Source organism: Methylocystis sp. ATCC 49242 (assembly GCF_000188155.2).
In the GTDB taxonomy this organism is placed as follows: domain Bacteria; phylum Pseudomonadota; class Alphaproteobacteria; order Rhizobiales; family Beijerinckiaceae; genus Methylocystis.
Genome location: NZ_KE124774.1, coordinates 3,959,422 through 3,978,036 on the forward strand (window position 1 = coordinate 3,959,422; position 18,615 = coordinate 3,978,036).

At 56.8% G+C, this 18,615-nt stretch carries 16 protein-coding genes; 15 read left to right on the plus strand and 1 reads right to left on the minus strand.

Going from position 1 to position 18,615, the window contains the following annotated elements; genetic code table 11:
• Positions 1-31: 31 nt before the first annotated feature.
• The 12 genes from MET49242_RS21465 to MET49242_RS21520 all read left to right on the plus strand — a co-directional run bounded on the left by MET49242_RS21465 (position 32) and on the right by MET49242_RS21520 (position 14,025).
• Positions 32-1,462 (plus strand): RtcB family protein, encoded by a 1,431-nt coding sequence (locus tag MET49242_RS21465; RefSeq protein WP_036285954.1) that lies wholly within the window; start codon positions 32-34, stop codon positions 1,460-1,462.
• Positions 1,463-1,525: 63 nt separating this feature from the next.
• Positions 1,526-2,584, plus strand: coding sequence for a hypothetical protein (locus MET49242_RS21470; RefSeq protein WP_036285956.1), 1,059 nt, complete (start codon positions 1,526-1,528; stop codon positions 2,582-2,584).
• Between the two features lie 16 nt (positions 2,585-2,600).
• The gene (locus MET49242_RS24560; protein ID WP_084679260.1) at positions 2,601-3,287 is read left to right on the plus strand and encodes a phosphoribosyltransferase; all 687 of its coding nucleotides are present in this window, start codon (positions 2,601-2,603) and stop codon (positions 3,285-3,287) included.
• Between the two features lie 16 nt (positions 3,288-3,303).
• Entirely contained in the window at positions 3,304-6,159 is a 2,856-nt protein-coding gene (locus MET49242_RS21480; protein ID WP_036285960.1) for an AMP-binding protein, read from the plus strand.
• Between the two features lie 853 nt (positions 6,160-7,012).
• The gene (locus MET49242_RS21485; protein WP_244430867.1) at positions 7,013-8,197 is read left to right on the plus strand and encodes a methyl-accepting chemotaxis protein; all 1,185 of its coding nucleotides are present in this window, start codon (positions 7,013-7,015) and stop codon (positions 8,195-8,197) included.
• 3 nt (positions 8,198-8,200) lie between these two features.
• Positions 8,201-8,671, plus strand: coding sequence for a chemotaxis protein CheW (locus tag MET49242_RS21490; protein ID WP_036285962.1), 471 nt, complete (start codon positions 8,201-8,203; stop codon positions 8,669-8,671).
• An 81-nt stretch (positions 8,672-8,752) separates the two neighbouring features.
• Positions 8,753-9,055, plus strand: coding sequence for an STAS domain-containing protein (locus MET49242_RS21495; RefSeq protein WP_036285964.1), 303 nt, complete (start codon positions 8,753-8,755; stop codon positions 9,053-9,055).
• A complete protein-coding gene (locus tag MET49242_RS21500; protein WP_036285965.1) occupies positions 9,052-9,417 on the plus strand; it encodes a response regulator in 366 nt (121 codons plus the stop codon). The genes MET49242_RS21495 and MET49242_RS21500 overlap by 4 nt, the downstream gene beginning before the upstream one ends.
• Positions 9,418-9,432: 15 nt before the next feature.
• Positions 9,433-11,604: a chemotaxis protein CheA gene (locus tag MET49242_RS21505; protein WP_036285966.1), complete on the plus strand. Its 2,172-nt coding sequence runs from the start codon at positions 9,433-9,435 to the stop codon at positions 11,602-11,604.
• Positions 11,605-11,717: 113 nt separating this feature from the next.
• Positions 11,718-12,599, plus strand: a complete 882-nt coding sequence (locus MET49242_RS21510) for a protein-glutamate O-methyltransferase CheR (protein ID WP_036285968.1) — start codon at positions 11,718-11,720, stop codon at positions 12,597-12,599.
• The gene (locus tag MET49242_RS21515; protein WP_036285969.1) at positions 12,596-13,648 is read left to right on the plus strand and encodes a chemotaxis response regulator protein-glutamate methylesterase; all 1,053 of its coding nucleotides are present in this window, start codon (positions 12,596-12,598) and stop codon (positions 13,646-13,648) included. Before MET49242_RS21510 ends, MET49242_RS21515 begins: the two co-directional genes overlap by 4 nt.
• Positions 13,639-14,025, plus strand: a complete 387-nt coding sequence (locus tag MET49242_RS21520; RefSeq protein ID WP_036285970.1) for a response regulator — start codon at positions 13,639-13,641, stop codon at positions 14,023-14,025. The genes MET49242_RS21515 and MET49242_RS21520 overlap by 10 nt, the downstream gene beginning before the upstream one ends.
• An 11-nt stretch (positions 14,026-14,036) precedes the next feature.
• Here the strand turns inward: MET49242_RS21520 and MET49242_RS26425 are convergent, their stop codons facing one another.
• Positions 14,037-14,171 carry a hypothetical protein gene (locus MET49242_RS26425; protein WP_256378625.1) on the minus strand — a complete coding sequence of 45 codons (135 nt, stop codon included), beginning with the start codon at positions 14,169-14,171 and terminating at the stop codon, positions 14,037-14,039.
• Between MET49242_RS26425 and MET49242_RS21525 the strand changes: the two genes are divergently transcribed.
• The 3 genes from MET49242_RS21525 (at position 14,133) to MET49242_RS21540 (ending at position 18,615) form a co-directional block, all read left to right on the plus strand.
• Positions 14,133-14,561 carry a chemotaxis protein CheD gene (locus MET49242_RS21525; RefSeq protein WP_244452955.1) on the plus strand — a complete coding sequence of 143 codons (429 nt, stop codon included), beginning with the start codon at positions 14,133-14,135 and terminating at the stop codon, positions 14,559-14,561. The two genes, MET49242_RS26425 and MET49242_RS21525, sit on opposite strands and share 39 nt — an antisense overlap.
• A 132-nt stretch (positions 14,562-14,693) precedes the next feature.
• Positions 14,694-15,062: a hypothetical protein gene (locus MET49242_RS21530; RefSeq protein ID WP_144259748.1), complete on the plus strand. Its 369-nt coding sequence runs from the start codon at positions 14,694-14,696 to the stop codon at positions 15,060-15,062.
• Between the two features lie 1,366 nt (positions 15,063-16,428).
• Positions 16,429-18,615: a glycosyltransferase gene (locus MET49242_RS21540; protein ID WP_036285975.1), complete on the plus strand. Its 2,187-nt coding sequence runs from the start codon at positions 16,429-16,431 to the stop codon at positions 18,613-18,615.

The following is an 18,615-nucleotide window of genomic DNA, read 5'->3' on the forward strand; positions in this document are numbered from 1 at the left end:
CGAACGGACTGATCGCGAAGGGGAGCGCGCGATGGATCTTTCACGTTTCGAGAAGCTTGGCGACACGGCGTGGAAAGTGTCGCCTTTCGGAGCGATGCGCGTGCCGGCCATTATCTATGCGAGCGAAGAGCTCATCGCGGAAATGGACGATAAAGTCTATGACCAGGTAACGAATGTTGCGAAGCTCCCGGGAATTGTGCGCGCATCCTACGCCATGCCGGACGCCCATTGGGGATATGGGTTCCCAATAGGCGGCGTCGCGGCGTTCGACGCTGACCAGGGCGGCGTGATCTCGGCTGGCGGCGTCGGCTTCGATGTTTCCTGTGGCGTTCGCACGCATCTCACCCATCTGACGCGCGAACAAGTAATTGCCGTTCAGCAGGACCTGGCCGACGCGCTTTTCGAACATGTGCCCGCCGGCGTGGGTTCCGAAGGCGAGATCGGACTCGATGTCGCGGAAATGAACGCAATGCTGCTCGGCGGCGCGCAATGGGCTGTCGCACGAGGGCTGGGGCGGGCTGACGACCTTGATCGCATAGAGGAATCTGGCCGCTCAGCAGGAGCGGCGCCAGATGCCGTATCCGAACACGCCAGGAAGCGACAGCGACACGAAATGGGCACGCTTGGCTCGGGCAATCATTACCTGGAAGTGCAGGAGATTGATCAAATTTTCGATCCGGAAATCGCTGCCGGCTATGGTCTCGTCAAGGGTGAATGCGTCGTGACGATCCATTGCGGTTCGCGTGGCCTGGGGCATCAGATTGGAACCGAGTTCCTGCGCGAAATGGCGCTCGCGGCGGAAAGCCATGGAATTGTGCTTCCCGACCGGGAATTGGCCTGTGCGCCAATCAAATCTGAACTCGGGCAGCGCTATCTTGGAGCGATGCGATCGGCAATCAACTGCGCGCTCGCCAATCGCGAGATCATCGGACATCTTGCGCGCGAGACATTCGCGAGATTCTTTCCACACTCGGAATTGCCGTTGATGTTCGACGTTTCGCACAATACCTGCAAGATCGAAAACCATAACGTCGACGGTGAGACGCGCAAGCTCTTCGTTCATCGAAAAGGCGCAACACGCGCTTTCGGTCCAGGGCATGCCAGTCTTCCGGAAGCATTGAAGCGATTCGGTCAGCCTGTGCTGATCGGCGGCAGCATGGGCGCCGGGTCCTATGTGCTTGCCGGCGTCGCGACGAGCGAAGAGCAGGCATTTTCTTCAGCCTGCCATGGCGCCGGGCGACGGATGAGCCGTCACGCCGCGACGCGCGCTTGGGGTGGCCGCAAGGTTGTCGACGATCTGCGATCCCTGGGCATTATCGTGAAAAGTCCTTCGCTGCGCGGGGTCGCGGAAGAAGCGCCGGGCGCCTACAAGGACGTTCGCGCTGTCGTCGATTCGGCGGAGGTCGCCGGGCTGGCGAAAAAGGTCGCCTTTTTGAAGCCGCTGATCTGCGTGAAGGGATGAACCAGCTAGATTTTGCGATGCGAAATGCGGAGAAGGGATAGAACTGCATATGGGGCGTCGGCGATGATCTTAACAGGTATAGGGGCCGCTGCGGATGCGGAGTCCAGCGCGCCTTCCGTCCAAGATAAGCTTCGCTTTCTCAGCGACGTTTCAGCCTACGCGTATCATCCTGCGAGCGTCAGTGTTGTCGAAACGCACATGTCTTATGTGTTTCTCGCCGGCGGGAGAGTTTATAAACTCAAGAAACCCGTACGGTATCCTTTTCTCGATTTCTCGACGATACGCGCACGTGAGCATAATTGTCGCGAAGAAGCGCGGCTCAACGACAGACTTGCTGCAGGCGTTTATCTCGGCGTGGTTCCGCTGACTTTCGATGAAGCGCAGGGACTCGCCATCGGCGGCGACGCGCCTCCTGTCGACTGGCTCGTGGTTATGCGCAGGCTGCCGCAAGAATACATGATGGACCGCCTGATCCGCGACGGAAGGCTCACCGAGGCGCAGATCGATGCGATAAGCGAGAAATTGTCCAAATTCTATCGTAGCGTCGAGTCTTCGTCGATAACAGCAAAAGACTATTCAGCACGATTCTTTTCAGAGCAGGAAAAAAATCGCGATATATTGATGCGAAGAAATTTCGCGCTAGACCATGGCCGAATTCCCATCCTCCTCGACCTTCTTGACGCGACCCTGACGACAAACCGATCCCTATTGGAAAGGCGTGTTCACGATGGCGCTGTTATCGAGGGTCATGGCGATCTGCGACCCGAACATATCTGCTTGTGCGAACCAGTTGCGATCTTCGATTGTCTCGAGTTCAACAAAGAGCTGCGACAAGTCGATCCCTTCGATGAATTGGCCTTTCTTGGCGTCGAATGCGCGCAGCTCGGCGCGGGAGAGCTTGGACAGATCCTGATCGATAAATGTGGGCGTCTGCTCGGGGAAAAGCCGCCGCGCCAACTGATCGCGCTTTATTCTGCGTCGCGCGCAATGCTTCGTGCGCGCCTCTCGGTCGCGCATCTTCTCGACCCGACGCCGCGACAGCCAGAGAAATGGGAGCCGCTCGCGAACCGCTATATCGACTTAGCGCAGCGTGCGCTGGGCGTCAAACCTTTGAACTTATAGCTAGCGGGAAGATGCGATGCCCTTCCATGACCGCTTAGAAGCAGGACGCCGTCTCGCGACAAAGCTCGCGAAATTCAAGGGAGACGATGTTGTCATCTTCGCCCTGCCGCGCGGGGGCGTTCCCGTGGCAGCCCCCGTCGCGCAGGCGCTCCATGCGCCGCTCGATCTTGCCCTCGTGCGCAAGATCGGCGTTCCATTCCAGCCGGAGCTCGCAATGGGCGCGGTTGCAGATGGCGGCGAGCCAATAATTGTTCGCAACGAGGACGTCATCGCCATGGCGGGGGTAAGCGACGCTCAGTTCGACGAGGTTCGTCAGCGCGAGATTGGCGAGCTCGACCGTCGCCGGCGTCTCTATCTCGGGGCGCGCGTAAGACCGGGGGTAAACGGTCGAGTGGCGATCGTCATTGACGACGGCGTCGCGACCGGCGCAACTACGCGCGCCGCACTGCGCGCCGTTCGAGCGCGGAACCCAAGAAAACTCGTGCTCGCCGTCCCCGTGGCGCCAACTGATACACTCGACGCGTTGCGATCCGATGCGGATGAAATCATCTGCCTCGAGTCCTATCGGAATTTCGGTGCGATCGGATTTTTTTACACTGATTTTCGTCAGATAAGCGACGAGGAGGTTATCGCCGGTCTCGACAGGTTCGATACCGGCAGCAAGAAGTCTGCCGACGCAGGCGCGCCGTCGCAAACCACATGAAGGGCGCATAAAGATCATGAGCGACTCCGAGAATAGCGAAAGCCGGGCGCATCCGTCGCCTCAATCGATTGACGCAATCGGAGAAGTCGTGTTGCAGGTCGTGCGCGACCTCGTCTCTGAATTACATCCGACAATGGTGGATGCCCGCCTGGTGCGCTTGGATAGCGATCTTGATCGCGATCTGGCGCTGGACAGTCTCTCTCGTGCAGAACTGCTTTTACGGATAGACCGAAAATTCAGGGTGCAACTTCCAGAGCAATTGATTGGAGAGGCCGACAGCCCGAACGATCTCGTTCGAGCAATTTTGGCGGCCGGTCCGGCAATGGCGGGAACGCCCCGTATCTCTCGCCTGGATTTGTCGGGCGCCGAAGAAGTCGAAGAGCCAATCGAGGCCGCCACATTGATCGATACTTTGACAACTCATGCACAAAATCACGGCGTGCGTGAACATGTTTTCCTGTGGGGCGGCGCCAGGGGGCCGGAGCGATTGACCTATAGGGATCTGTATCATGAGGCGCTCGCTGCGGCCGGCGGTTTGATCGAGCGTAGGATAAGTCCCGGAGATCGCGTTGCCATCATGTTACCGACCAGTCGCGACTTCTTTGTCGCCTTTTTCGCCGTCCTTTTCGTCGGCGCCATTCCCGTGCCGATCTATCCGCCTTTCCGCCTGTCGCAAATCGAGGATCACCTGCGTCGGCAGGCCGGAATTCTAATCAACGCTGAAAGCGTCGCGCTAATTACAAACGCAGAGATTAGAGTCATCGGGGAGTTGTTGTATGGCTTGGTCCGCCCGCTCCAGCATATCGAGACGATCGCAGATCTTTCCAAGGCGCCGCGCTTACAGGCTCCGTTGCCGGCGAAAGCAGAAACACTCGCGCTCATTCAATATACTTCCGGGAGCACGGGTGATCCGAAGGGCGTCGTGCTTTCTCACGGAAATCTCCTTGCCAATATACGCGCCATGGGTACAGTGCTGAAGGCATCGTCCGCCGACAGAGTCGTGAGCTGGTTGCCGCTCTATCACGACATGGGCCTGATTGGATGCTGGCTAGGCGCGCTTTACTATGGCGCGCCAGTGATGATCATGTCGCCGCTCGCATTTCTCGCAGATCCTGCGAGATGGCTTTGGGCGATTAGTGACCACAAGGCGACAATTTCTGCGGCCCCAAATTTCGCCTTTGAATTCTGTCTCAAATCGATCGAGGAATCGCGGATTGTGGGAATCGATCTCGCCTCGCTGCGCGCGGTCATGAATGGAGCGGAGCCGGTCAGTCCAATCACTATCAATCGTTTCATCGACAAATTCGGCCCCTTTGGTTTTCGTCGGGAGATGATGGCGCCAGTGTACGGTCTGGCGGAGAATTCTGTGGGGCTTGCATTTCCGCCTCTTGGGCGCGGACCGTTGATCGACAGAGTCGATCGACAACTACTCGATCGCGATGGCTTGGCGCGCCCGGCGGCAGTGGATGTCGATGACGTCGCGATGCTCGTCGCCTGCGGACAGCCGCTTCCACATCACGAAATTCGTGTCGTCGACGATGCTGGACGGGAGCTTCCGGAACGGCGCGTGGGGCGGTTGCAATTCAGGGGACCATCAGCAACAAGAGGGTACTTTCAAAATCCGGAAAAGACGCGTGCGCTGTTCGACGGCGACTGGCTGGAGACGGGCGATCGGGGTTACATCGCCGGTGGGGATGTTTTTGTTACAGGAAGAATAAAGGATCTCATTAAACGCGCAGGGCGCAATATCTATCCGCAGGAATTGGAAGAGGCGATCGGCGCGATCGAAGGCGTAAGGCGAGGATGCGTCGCCGTGTTCCCGTCGCTCGATCCCCACGCAGGAACGGAACGATTGATCATTATGGCGGAGACGCGCGTCGCCGATCCGGTCGCGCGCGAGAGTCTACGTAAAACAGTATTCGAGACCTCTCAGACCCTGCTCGACCTCGCGCCCGACGAAATCGTGCTCGCGCCGCCGCATTCCGTGCCAAAGACGTCGAGCGGAAAGCTGAGGCGGTCCGCCGCGCGCGCGATGTTTGAAGCTGGCCTGTGGGAACCAGGGCGTTCCAGCCCACGTTGGCAACTTTTCCGTGTCGCCGCCGCCGGAATTGGCCCCCGTTTACGGCGCGGCGTTTCGAATATTGTCACGATTGCCTACGGAGCTTTTGTCTGGAGCGTGCTGATATTGATAGCCTCCTGGGTGTGGCCTTGTGTTGTATTATCACCCGTGCAGTCGTTCCGACACAGCGCGCTACACACAGGCGCGCGGCTGTTCTTCCGTCTGAGTGGAATTAGATTGAACACAGAATATGATTCCACGCTGCTGCCGAGGAATGCGATTATCGTCGCAAACCATTCGAGTTATTTAGATGCTGCGGTCTTGGCGGCGGTTCTTCCGGGCGAAATTTGCTTTGTAGCGAAAGAGGAACTCGCGCATCAATTTTTCGCCGGCGTCTTTCTCCGTCGTCTCGGTGCGGTATTTGTTCGCCGACTGGACCCCGCTGAGGGCGTGAAGGACGCGAAAGCCGCGCTCGAAGCCGCGCGCGCCGGCGCATGTATCGTATGGTTTCCGGAGGGAACCTTCTCGCGTATGCCGGGTTTGCTGGAATTTCATGTCGGCGCCTTCATCACCGCCTCCGAACTCGGGCTCCCTGTCATTCCGAGCACGATCCGCGGTACGCGCTCAGTCTTGCGATCCGATTCCTGGCTCCCGCGACGTGGGGAAATTATTGTTCATATCGGCAGGAAGATCATGCCATCGGGGACTGATTTCGCAGCGGGCTTACATCTTCGTGACCTCGTTCGCGCGGAAATCCTGAAACATTGTGGCGAGCCTGACCTAGCCCATGAACGCGCATTACCGCCGACCTGATATAATGTTGCTTGATGCATCAATTTGATTCGTTGTGGATCTGCGGCTGACGGTAGGTCCAAGCTACGATGAATTGTGAGGATCATTCAGCAAGAGACATTGATCCATAGTTCCGAGTGGCCAAGTTCGTGATGCGAATCCGGTGTATGCAATTACCGACTTGAATGACAACGCCCCGGGCTTCTGTAGATGATTATAGTCGACAGGGGATCATTCAAACGTTTGCGCCTAGGAACATTCCGCTAAGGACCGCTTAACCTCCTTCGATTACAGTCTTCGAATATCGGATTGATACGCGGGCGAGATAGCGCGTGATCAAGGGCATGAAGCCGATTCCGATACGCCGGTGAGATCCGGCATGTCCCCCGAGGGATCCGTCCTCCAATGTCGATGTATGCAAGAAGCCCGGCTCGAGTCGGGTTAGGAATCTTCGCGTCTCGGGATGTCGGAACTCGGAGACACAATGCGTGTGGCCATCAATCGCACGCCGGCATGACGTAGATATTGGCAGACGAATCGTGACAGGAATTCCTGTGAATCGAGGGACAAAATGCGAATCATGACCAGATTACTCGCGCCGATATCGGGTCTATCCCTTACGCCCTGGTTGCTGATTGGAGCCGGTTCGACGACGAGCGTGCTCCGAGAGCATCCCTGGTTCGCGCTTATCGTTGCATTCACAACTGTGGTTTCCACAATAGTTCTCTTTTACATACTTCATTCGGAATCAACGGCTCCGGCCAATGCGCTTGAGGGGGCAATTGCTCGGTCAAGACAGAATGGGTTCAACATTTCATTGAATGCCGGTGACCGAGACCAGCCGTATTCGTCTGTCTTGAGACTCGCAGACGATATGCGCCAGGCTCTGAAGGCTCGAGAAGAGGATATTCGAGGAGAGTTCGAAAGGCAGAAGACCATTGAAAGCGAGAAGAAAGCCGCGTCGGAGGCCGAGGCGCAGGGATATATTGACGCGCACAACTTCTTTATGAAATCATTTTGTGCGGCTCTTCAGGAATTGGCTGACGGCAATCTCGCGGTCAGACTGAACCAACCATATTCAAAAGACTATGAACAGCTTCGTCATTGTTACAATCAAACGCTTGACCATCTGAACAATGCATTCGGGAAAACGATATCGGGCGTGCACAATCTGACCACATCGACAGAGAAGATTTCCGTAGCGGCCGAATCTCTTTCCAATCGGACATGTCAGCAGGCGGCCAGTCTCGAAGAAACTGCAGCCACATTAAAGCAAGTCACGTCGACCGTAGGTAAGACTGCTGATGGGGCGCAAAATGCACGCGCCTTAGTGTCCGAGGTCCGCGTAGACGCGGAAAGCAGTAGTGACGTCGTGCGGAAGGCAATCGACGCCATGGGCCGTATTGAGAAATCGTCAGAGGAAATTGAGCAGATTATCGGGGTAATCGACGAAATTGCATTTCAAACAAACCTTCTTGCGCTGAATGCCGGCGTCGAGGCGGCGCGGGCCGGTGAGGCAGGAAGGGGTTTCGCCGTCGTCGCTTCCGAAGTCCGCGCGTTGGCGCAGCGTTCTGCGGAAGCAGCTAAAGGCATCAAGGGCCTGATCGCAGCCTCGACTTTGCAGGTGCGCGAAGGCGTGCAGCTTGTTGCTCAAACCGGAAACGCGCTGAATCGCATCGTGTCCCAGGTTTCAGACGCCAATTCAGCCGTTGCGGAGATCGCCGACGGAGCGAAAGAGCAATCGACTGCCTTACTGGAGATAAATACAGCGGTCGCCCAGATGGATCAGTTTACGCAGCAAAATGCGGCAATGGTCGAGGAAACGACAGCGGCGACGCAGCGCCTGCAAGGCGATATTGCGGCTATAGTAAGCGCTGTGTCGGTCTTTACTCTTCAAGACGATGGTAAGGCTGACGCTCAAAAGACGCGCTTGCAAAGCGTATCACAGGGGACGACGCCAGTTCGCCGTAGCTCCGTTTCGTATGCGCGGCAAAATAGCGCCGCTACAGCGGCAAAGATGAAAAGTGAGCCTGATGAGCAGGACTGGGCGGAGTTTTGAGACATGAGAGCTGCTACAGCACAAACGCAAGGAAGCGATCCTCAAGAGTTCATTGCCTTCCATGTTGGCAGTCAGACCTATTGCATAGATATCATGGCTGTGCGTGAGATTCGCGGGTGGACCCCAGCCACGCCTCTTCCGCATGCGCCCGGCTATGTCCGAGGCGTGATCAATTTGCGTGGCGCAGTTTTGCCCGTAATTGATCTGGCTGCCCGGTTGGCGCTTCCTATCAAGGAGCCGACAGCTCGACACGCAGTAATCGTCGTTCAAAACGAAAGCCAGGTTGTCGGATTGCTGGTGGAAGCCGTTTCGAACATAATGATGGTTTCTCCAGACGCGATCCAGCCCACGCCAGAGGTAGCTTCGGAGCTGTCGCGTTCCTTCATCAAAGGAATCGTCGCTGCGGAGAGCGAGGTTATCAGCGTTCTTGTAATCAAGAATCTTCTTCCTGAGACACTTGCGGGGATACAATAGGGGCTTTGGGAAAGTAAGGTGAAAAATAACTCAAGGCAAGCGCTAATCGCGTCACGATAACGAAGTCGGGAAATACATCTCATGGACGGGTCGAATATTTGCTCCGGTGATGCGCTGGTGCTGCCGGAAGCATTAGATCTACGTGAAGCGGCCCCTCTCGCCGCGCGGCTCCTTTCCTGCCGAGGCGAACAGCTAAGGATCGATGCATCGAACGTCAAGAAGATTGGCGTACTGTGCATCCAAGTGATCGTTTCGGCCTATTTGACGTGGGAGAGAGACGGGGTAACTCTTTCATTGGTCGAGCCGTCGAGGGAGTTTCGTGAAGCTTTCGCAACCGTAGGTCTGGACATCTCCAAATTCACTGAAAAGGAAATCACGAAATGAGCAAGACAATATTGACTGTCGATGACTCGCGAACCATGCGCCAAATGCTCGAACTAGCGTTGAGTGATGCGGGTTTCATCGTCGTTCAGGCGGAAGACGGTGTTGATGGTCTTGAGGCTCTGGAGCGAACGAAGCCCGATGCGATCGTTACAGACATCAACATGCCCAGGTTGGATGGATTCGGATTCATTGAGGGTGTCAGGAAGCATGAAACCTGTCGCGTCGTTCCCATCCTAGTGCTTACTACAGAGAGTGATAACGAAAAGAAGGAACGCGCCCGGCGAGCTGGCGCAACTGGTTGGATCGTAAAGCCATTCGATCCTGCGAAGCTCGTAAACGCAATTCGACGCGTGACCGCTTAATGTCGGGAGCATGCAATGGATCATCTAGCGGCAATCAAGCAGACCTTCTTTCAGGAGTGTGAAGAGCAGCTGTCAGAGTTGGAAAGCGGCCTTCTAAAAATTGAAGATGGGAACCACGATTCGGAGACGGTTAACGCTGTCTTTCGCGCCGTTCATTCGATAAAAGGTGGCGCTGCAGCGTTCGGCTTCGATGATCTGGGCGAGTTTGTTCATGTGTTCGAGTCGACGCTCGATTTGCTGCGGTCAGATGCGCTGAAGCCGACGCCAGGCGTTACGAAGGTGCTATTGCACTCATCCGATATTCTTTCGGATCTCGTGAGGGCTGTTCGAGACGACATCTCCTGGGATCGACAAGAAGTCGACACAACGAAGGCTAGCCTCGAACAACTTTGCTGCGACCAATCGAGTGACGGTGAACAAGCGTCTCAACGCCAAGATGCATCGGAATCTGGCTTAGAATTTAGTCCTATTGCAATTTCCCTTGATTCGATTTTTGCTCCCGACGGGGAAGCAACGGTAGATGAGGACGCGCACTTTCGCATCTATTTCAGGCCGAAGCCTTCATTGTACACAAGAGCTAATGAAGCGCTTTTGATCCTTCGAGAGATCAACGCGCTTGGTTCGTGCGTGACCGAGTGTAATTCGGACGAACTTCCATTCCTCGCCGAACTCGACCCGGAAGGAGCCTATTTATCGTGGACAATTGAGCTGAGTGGAAGGGCTTGCGAGAGCGAGGTTCGTCAAATATTCGAGTTTGTCGAGTCTGATTGTGACTTCGACGTAACGGTCATTAATCCGGACAATAAAGCCGAAGGCGCGATGGGGAAGCGTGAAGACGCGGCCGAAGTCGAAAAAGGCACGAACTTTGAAAGCTTTACAGTCGAGGTTGACGAGGCGAGAGCCAAGGAACCGGGGAACTCTTCAATAGATGAAGTTGTCGGTGAAAGTAAGCAAGCGTCTCCCGTGCATGGATCACCACCTACGCAGGCAACCATCCGGGTAGATCTCGACAAGGTTGATCGGCTGATAAATCTGGTTGGCGAGCTAGTAATCAATCAAGCGGTACTATCCCAACGGGTTTCAGAGGCCGGGTTGTCGCGGGCGTCGTCGGTCGCAATTGGGCTCGAAGAGCTGGAGCAGTTGACGCGCGATATACAGGATAGTGTGATGGCTATCCGAGCCCAACCTGTTAAGCCGATTTTTCAGCGTATGTCGCGAACAGTTCGAGAGGCTGCGGCGATCACGAAGAAGTCAGTTCGTTTGATCGTTGACGGCGAGGGCACCGAAGTCGACAAGACGGTCATCGAGCGACTTACCGATCCGCTGACCCATATGGTTCGGAATGCGGTAGATCACGGAATCGAGTCGCCAGAGGCGCGCATTGCCGCTGGAAAACCCGAGGAAGGGACCTTGCGACTCTCGGCTATGCATCGGTCTGGGCGGATTGTAATAGAGGTTTCGGACGATGGCTCCGGCATTAATCGTAAGCGCGTTCGAGAGATCGCGGTCGCAAAGGGTCTCATTCCGGAGAATGCGGCGTTATCGGAGGAGGAAGTCGACGGGCTCATCTTTTTGCCCGGCTTTTCGACGAATACAACGGCTTCGTGTATCTCGGGTCGAGGGGTCGGTATGGACGTCGTTAAGCGAGCCATCCAGGCTCTGGGAGGACGGATCTCAATTTCGTCCCGCGAAGGATATGGTTCGACCTTCTCGATGAGTTTGCCACTTACCTTGGCGGTTCTGGATGGGATGGTCGTAACCGTCGCAAATCAAACATTGATTATTCCACTAACGGCGATGGTTGAGACTCTTCAACCGAAAATCGAGAATGTGCATTCTCTTGGGGCGGGAGTGCGGGTCATTGGGAACCGAAATAGCTTCCTGCCGCTGATCGACGTCGGTTTCGTGCTTCGCTACCGATGCGACGAAATCGATCCGACAACGCAGGTTGCCTTGGTTGTTGAGTCCGAGAGTGGAGAGAAATGTGCATTGCTCGTGGATGCAATTCAGGGCCAACGACAAGTCGTCATCAAGAGTCTCGAAGCGAATTACGGTAGGGTACACGGGATCGCCGCAGCCACCATTCTTGGTGATGGGCGGGTGGCCTTGATCGTTGACGTTGACGCGATCGTAAATCGATTGCGCGCGGATACCGATATCGAGGCCGGCCTTCAGGCTGCTGAATGAGTCGGGCCAGGCGGGGCTCGGATGCCTGGATTTCTGCAATTATCTTCGGGCCGCCGATCGATCGATGAGATCGGGAGTGGAAGATCAGGCCGGATGTTTCGGATCGACGAGTGATGACGCAATTTCTCCAGAAAAATGGCGAGTCGGGGTGGGGACCGTTTCCCTTCACCGACGAGGATTTTCGTAAAATCTCGAAAATCCTGCATGAGGACGCGGGCATATATCTTTCGAGCGCGAAGGCGACGTTGGTTTATTCGCGATTGACAAAACGCTTGCGTGCGCTCGGTCTGGAGAACTTCCGAGATTATTGCTCGCTTATCGCGAGCGACGGAGGGGTAGACGAACGACAAAAGATGATCGCTGCTTTGACGACAAATGTAACGCGGTTTTTTCGTGAGCCCCACCATTTCGAGCACCTGAAGACGCATGTGGTGGCGAGGAAGGCGGAGCATGTTCGCAAGGGCGGCCGTCTGCGGATATGGTCGGCGGCATGTTCGGATGGACAGGAGCCATATTCGATTGCAATGACGATATTGTCGGTGATCCCGGAGGCGGCGACGCTCGATGTTCGCGTGCTGGCGACGGATATCGATCAGAATATGATCGCGCATGGGCGCGCCGGCGTATATGGCCAGGATGCGATGAGCGCGGTGCCGACCGAAATGCGCGAGCGTTGGTTCTCCCCGGTCGGAGGCGCTTCGGTTCGCATGTGGGAGGTGAGCGAGAAACTTGCATCATTGGTTTCCTTCAGAGAACTCAATCTTGTCGGACCTTGGCCGATGAAAGGACGATTTGATGCCATATTTTGTAGGAATGTGGTTATTTATTTCGAGGAAAAGACTCAGCAGGAGATCTGGAGACGGTTTCCGCCGGCTCTGACGCTGGATGGTAGGCTATATATCGGGCATTCCGAGAGAATTGCTGGTCAGGCTGCAGAGAGATTTGTCAGCGACGGCTTTACTACCTATCGGTTGCGAGAAGGCGCCGCGCGATGAAAAAATGCAATGTCTTGATCGTCGACGATTCCCGTACCATGCGTGCGCTTATTGCATCGTCACTTTCGTCGGATCCGGGGATCGAGGTTGTCGGCGAGGCTGGTGATCCATTCGAGGCGCGGGAAGCGATGAAGCAGCTCAATCCTGACGTCGTTACGCTCGATATCGAGATGCCGCGGATGAACGGACTTGATTTCCTCGCCCGGATTATGGCGCTTCGCCCGACGCCGGTGATCATTATCTCCAGCCTGACGGAGAAGGGCGCAGAGGCTACGATTAGGGCGTTGGAGATTGGCGCGGTTGACGTGATCGTCAAGCCGTCTGCACGTAACGCCAACTCGCTAAAGGATCTTGCGTCGCGCGTGAAGGAGGCCGCCGGGGTCAGGGTATCCGCTCGTGCACCGGGGCATCCTGTGACAGCGCACAAAGCGCATGCTGACGAAAACTTCCGTTCGGATGGCCGGATCGTCGCGATCGGGTCTTCTATGGGCGGCGTTGAAGCATTGTGCACGGTGTTGGCGTCGTTTCCGGAGAATTGTCCGCCTACTGTGATTACGCAGCATATGCCGGCACAGTTTACCCAGAGCTTCGCATCGCGGCTCGATCGTATTTGCAGGCCGCAAGTGAGGGAAGCGTTTCATGGCGCCCCTCTCCAGTCGGGGCAGGTATTTGTGGCGCCCGGCGGGTTGGCGCATCTGGAGATCGGCGGGACAAACAGGCTTGAATGCCGCCTTCGCGAGGGCGACCTGGTAAGCGGCCATAGACCTTCGATCGACGCCATGTTCGCTTCGGTTGCGCGTGTGGCGGGAGACCGTGCCGTTGGGGTCATTCTCACCGGCATGGGGCGCGATGGCGCACAGGGACTGTTGACAATGCGTTCGGCCGGGGCGGAAACGCTCGGACAGGACGAAGCGACTTCGCTGGTTTACGGGATGCCGCGAGCCGCGTTCGAAGCGGGCGCGGTCGGAGTGCAACTGCCGCTTGGTGAGATTGGCAGGCACATTCTGAAGGCCACAAATATGCGTAATGCGAGGGAAGTATGTCGATAGCAAACCAACTCAGAGTGCTTGTGGTCGACGACACCAGCACCAGTCGTATGTTGATCCGTGATGGCCTAGAGCAAATCGGTCTGAGGAACATCTTTCTTGCGCATGACGGCGAGAAGGCGTTGGAGTTCATGTTGAGCACGCCTGCACATTTGATCATCTCCGACGTCAATATGCCGAAGCTCGATGGTCTGGGTCTTCTGAAGGCGGTTCGTGAATATACGCCGACGCGGCGTGTTCCTTTCATAATGCTCACCGGGCGAGCGGACACGGCAGTGCTTGAGGCGGCGAAAAAACTGGGCGTCAACAATTACCTGATGAAGCCGTTCACGACTGCAACGCTGAAGACCGCAATCGAAGCAATTGTTGGAAGGTTGTGATGACTGATCAGCTAACGAAAATTCATGTGATCCAGGGTGAATATCGGGTAGTTGATCGTCCTAATGTCGTGCTTGCGACGATTCTTGGATCGTGTGTCGCCGCCTGTCTGCGTGATCCAGAAGCGCACGTAGGGGGAATGAATCATTTTCTTCTTCCTGGAGATCTTGACGGGACGAAAGCGGCTGACGCCGAAAGGTATGGCGTTCACCTGATGGAATTGCTGGTGAACGGCCTGTTGAAACGTGGCGCGCGACGGGAGCGACTCGAGGGGAAGTTATTTGGCGGCGCGCGCATGCTGGATGGTCTCCCGGACATTGGCTCCAAGAACGCGAGTTTTGCGAGGAGGTTCCTCAACAACGAGGGCATAAGGATCGTGGCGGAGGATCTTGGAGGCGCGCGGGGGCGGCGGCTCGAATATTATCCGCTGTCGGGGCGCGCGCGACAGATTTTCCTTTCCGGCTATGTTCACAAGTCGCAGCCGGCGGAAGCGGCTACCGTCAAGCCGATCCTTGAAGGAACGCTTGAATTCTTTTGAGCCTGGCTCCGTGCGGTATTCTTAGAAAATAAAGATTGGGTGAAAGACATTGTTATCGTGCTGGATGAGATAAATACAATCAATGTTTGTAAAAGTGCGTGAAATCAACGATGCGACAAAGGCGTGCTGAAAATGATCAAGGCGCAGGATTCTCAGCCGATCATCGAAATTCTCAAGCGGGTGGCGCGTGAGTTGGACGACGCTGCGGTTTCGGTCAATGATCTGAGTGGAATGGTCGAAACGTCCGTTCGAAACGGGATCGCCCGAAACGAAGTATTCTTGCGCTCAGCCCAGACGGTCGACATTCTGCACCAGAGGCTGGAAGGTCTGTCGCATTTCGTGACGGAGCTTGCTGAACTCATGCCCTCCCATTGGGAGGTTGAAAGTCATGAGGCTGCGCGAAAGCTCAAACTTTCCAGGCTGAAAAATCGTCTCGGACATTCATATGACGGACCCGAGTCAGGAATTCATCATTCTTCTGGAGATTTTGAACTTTTGTAGACAATCGCGTGAAAAAAAGTCATGGCGGGTCAGTTGCTGCGGGCTTTACAATCGTGAGTGATGCTTTGGGGACTCGATCGGTTTCACGCGCGACCGATCGGTCGTTACTGATCGGGGTTTGGCGAGGGTGAAAATCAACGCGCAATGACCTTTCGGTGATCGCGGCATGGCGCGTCTTTTGGGATGGCTTTCCCAAAAAGGAAAAGCCCGGCCATGGAGGCCGGGCTCCCCTCTGGATCCTCCGGCGCCGGCGGTTGACCGTAAAACCCGCCGACGAGGAAGCGACCAGACCGGCGCCGATCTTAATGAGATCACGGCCGGAACGGTTGTAACAAGTCCTATAACATCATAGATGTTTAAGCAACACTAAACGTGAAATTTGTGGATTCAAGGTTGCCCGATTGTAAACTTTCCGCTGCCCGAAATTTCTGCGTGAGGCGAACGGAGTTCGGTTTCAAAAATCTGTTAGTGGTGGGAGCCGTCGAGGAAGGCGCTCGATCGTATTTATTGGGATCGTGGGACGGCCAACCAGCCAGGGAGGTTTGTCGCCGCGGGCTTGGCCGCTATCCTCATTCGAACCACACGGCGGATGGCGCGGGCGCGGACCTCAATTTCTGCTATTGGAGGAATCTCGGATTTCGTGAAGAGGCGTTGCGTTAAGCTTGGTGTGACGCTATTGGGGCTATTTCGTTTTCCAACTGTCGATATGGGGCCGCTGCAATGCTGACGCCGTGAAATTGCAATGGCGGCATAAGTGGTGAATCGGGCATGTCGGTCCAGCGACAACGACCGCAGCACAGGTTTTGCTTGGCTCGGCCGTTATGGAAAGGCAAAGATTCCGCTCGTCGGCGAGGGGCGTCGGTTCTATGGGGGCGACGCGTCAATGCCGGCGGAAATGCCTTACGTTTTGGCGGCCTTCGTCGACCGATGTCGGAGGACATCCGACGGAACCTTCGATCATTTACAATAAGGGCGAGGGGCGAATGTTTATTGCCTCCGGCGCAACCAACGCATAGGTTTTTGTGCGTCGGATTCAGGCAATGATAGCGGCTTGAGCAATTGCCGACAAGCGCGCCGGACGGGGGTCTTTGTGGGTCGTTTCACGTTTTGTAATCTCGCTTCCCCCTGATTCTGAAAGACCGGGTCGGTCGGTCATGTCAATCCGGTAGATGATCGACGAAGTGGTGGCGAGCGGCGGAAGCGCCATCGACGCGCATCTTGCCGACATCAGCGAATTTCAGCCTTGCGGAACACTACGCTGTAGGCTTTCAGAAAGCATGGTGAACTTTGAGACCGCCGCTTCTCGGGATTGCGTCGCGCCGCGCGCCGGGAGGAACAGATTGGGCGTTACACGAGGACAGCCCGAATGAAAGTACTCATCGCCGACTTCGATTTCTTTACGGCCATCGGCGGCGGTCAAGTCTTCTACCGGCGCGTCGTCGAACGAAATCCGTCGATGACCTTCCATTATCCATCGCGCGGTCCCGACGTGCTCATGAAGCGCGCCAATTTGCTGCCGCCGAACGCACAGCCCTTCGCCTTCGATCATGCTTCGGTTGCGATCCAGCCCTTCGCCTTGCCTGCGGAAATGCATTGGTCCTCGCGGCATTTCATCCAGCAATTCGCGAGCGTCGCGGCGGCGGTTCAAGGCGAGAATTTCGACGTTCTCGACATCCCGTCTTTTTTCCCGGTAGGTTCGGTCGCGCGATCCGTCCTGTCGGCCTATGGAGTCCTTGTCGAGCGCGTCGCCATATCGATGCTGGGCTGGGCGAGCGTGAGCTCTCGCGCGGCCTATGCGCACGAAAGTTCGAACGGCGTCGTCGAAGCTCTCGAGATCGTTGAAAAGCTGTCGATGGAGACAGCCGATATCCGGTACGCCATTTCGGATATTCAGCTTCACCAGCAATGGCGCACAGACATGCCGGTCGCCCAGGTCGACATGCACGACACTATAGAACTCATACCTGTTCCCGACCATGCGCCGCCCGGCGATGGTCCGCCGGACCTTTGGTATGTCGGCAGACTCGACGGAGCCAAGGGGCCGGATATTTTCATCGAAGCCGTCAGCCGTTTGCCCCGGAACCTTTATCGCGGCTGTCATCTGACAGGTCCCGACAGTGACTGGGCGTCGGCGGGCGAACGCTGGTCAGACCATTTGCTCGCCCTCGCGAGGGAGCGGGGTGTCGATGCGACATATGTCGGCAAATTGGACGACGCAGAATTGCGGGAGAATGTATTTCGGGGTCGGACGGTCGTCGTCATCCCGTCGCGCACCGATACTTTCAATTACGTTGCGGTTGAGACGACGCTCAATGGCTGCCCGATTCTGCTGTCGCGGCGCGCGGGCGCGAGCGTATTCCTGACCGAGCGGCACCCCCATGTCGCGCCCCCCGTCATCGATCCCGACGACTTTGACGGCCTCGTCGAACTACTGAAGGATCTGCTGGAAAACTATTCTGAGCGCGCGGCCGCGCTACGACAAGCTCTGCGTGAAAAGCCCTTCCCGGCGCCCCGCGAGGGCTTCATGGAAGCCATTTATCGCTTGGCGCCTATCAATCGTCCCGAGGCGCGTGCGAGCGCGGCTAAACTCACAGAAACGATCTGCAGGGAAATACCGCTGGACCGCCCGATGGCGCGGTCCTGGCGGCCGGTGCGACGGCAAACGCGACCGGTGGTCAGCATTGTCATCCCCACCTTCGATCGACCTGAGCTTCTCGCGCCGACGCTTGCCGCCCTCACGCGACAGACTTTCGAGGATTTCGAGGTCGTCGTCGTGGATGACGGATCGAGGCAGGCGACGACCATTCGGCGCGTGGTTGACGGCTTCGCGCCGCTCGTGCGGCTCGTGCGTCACGGCAACAGCGGCGAAGCGGGCGCAGTCAATTTCGGCCTCGAGGAGTCGCGGGGCGAGATTATTGGCGTCCTGTCCGACGACGACTTTTATCATCCCGACATGATCGGCGAGAGCGTTCGCGCCCTCGCCGCCCGGCCAAAGGCGATCGGGACATATTGCGACTGGGACATCGTGGACCCCTCCGGCTATTTCGTCGAGGCGCACCGGCTCCCGGCGTTCGACCGGCGTCTGATGCTTGGCGCGCATTGGTGTCTGCCGGGTGTCGGGGCTTTCCTGCGCCGGCGGATTTTCCACGAGATCGGCGGGCGCGACCAGACCTTCCGTTGGGTCTCCGATTTCGACCTCTGGCTTCGCGCGACCGCCCATGGAGACCTCGTGCACCTGCCGCGCAAGCTCGCCTATTGGCGCCTCCATGGCGCGAACCTCACCACCTCCGACCGGCGCATCCTGATGGCGGACGAACGCATTCACCTGATGGACCGACTGTTCGCGGATCCGGTCGAACCTGCGACGGCGGCCGAAAGGCGCGCGGCCTATGCCGCGGCGCATCTCGCCGCGGCGGCGATCATCGGACGATCTGACGCTCCAGCCGCATTAGGCCATATCGCGCGGGCGAAAAAATTCGACCCCGGCGTGATGAAACGGCTGCCGCCCAATATGGCGGGCTATCCGGCGGTCTGGCCCGAAGGAGCGCTCTGA

Coding starts and splice junctions, on each gene's coding strand:
- MET49242_RS21465 (WP_036285954.1), top strand. CDS start 32: ATGGATCTTTCACGTTTCGAGAAGCTTGGCGACACGGCGTGGAAAGTG.
- MET49242_RS21530 (WP_144259748.1), top strand. CDS start 14,694: ATGATCAAGGCGCAGGATTCTCAGCCGATCATCGAAATTCTCAAGCGG.
- MET49242_RS21500 (WP_036285965.1), top strand. CDS start 9,052: ATGAGCAAGACAATATTGACTGTCGATGACTCGCGAACCATGCGCCAA.
- MET49242_RS21540 (WP_036285975.1), top strand. CDS start 16,429: ATGAAAGTACTCATCGCCGACTTCGATTTCTTTACGGCCATCGGCGGC.
- MET49242_RS21510 (WP_036285968.1), top strand. CDS start 11,718: ATGACGCAATTTCTCCAGAAAAATGGCGAGTCGGGGTGGGGACCGTTT.
- MET49242_RS21480 (WP_036285960.1), top strand. CDS start 3,304: ATGAGCGACTCCGAGAATAGCGAAAGCCGGGCGCATCCGTCGCCTCAA.
- MET49242_RS24560 (WP_084679260.1), top strand. CDS start 2,601: ATGCCCTTCCATGACCGCTTAGAAGCAGGACGCCGTCTCGCGACAAAG.
- MET49242_RS21470 (WP_036285956.1), top strand. CDS start 1,526: ATGATCTTAACAGGTATAGGGGCCGCTGCGGATGCGGAGTCCAGCGCG.
- MET49242_RS26425 (WP_256378625.1), bottom strand. CDS start 14,171: ATGATTCATTCCCCCTACGTGCGCTTCTGGATCACGCAGACAGGCGGC.
- MET49242_RS21490 (WP_036285962.1), top strand. CDS start 8,201: ATGAGAGCTGCTACAGCACAAACGCAAGGAAGCGATCCTCAAGAGTTC.
- MET49242_RS21520 (WP_036285970.1), top strand. CDS start 13,639: ATGTCGATAGCAAACCAACTCAGAGTGCTTGTGGTCGACGACACCAGC.
- MET49242_RS21485 (WP_244430867.1), top strand. CDS start 7,013: ATGCGCCAGGCTCTGAAGGCTCGAGAAGAGGATATTCGAGGAGAGTTC.
- MET49242_RS21505 (WP_036285966.1), top strand. CDS start 9,433: ATGGATCATCTAGCGGCAATCAAGCAGACCTTCTTTCAGGAGTGTGAA.
- MET49242_RS21495 (WP_036285964.1), top strand. CDS start 8,753: ATGGACGGGTCGAATATTTGCTCCGGTGATGCGCTGGTGCTGCCGGAA.
- MET49242_RS21515 (WP_036285969.1), top strand. CDS start 12,596: ATGAAAAAATGCAATGTCTTGATCGTCGACGATTCCCGTACCATGCGT.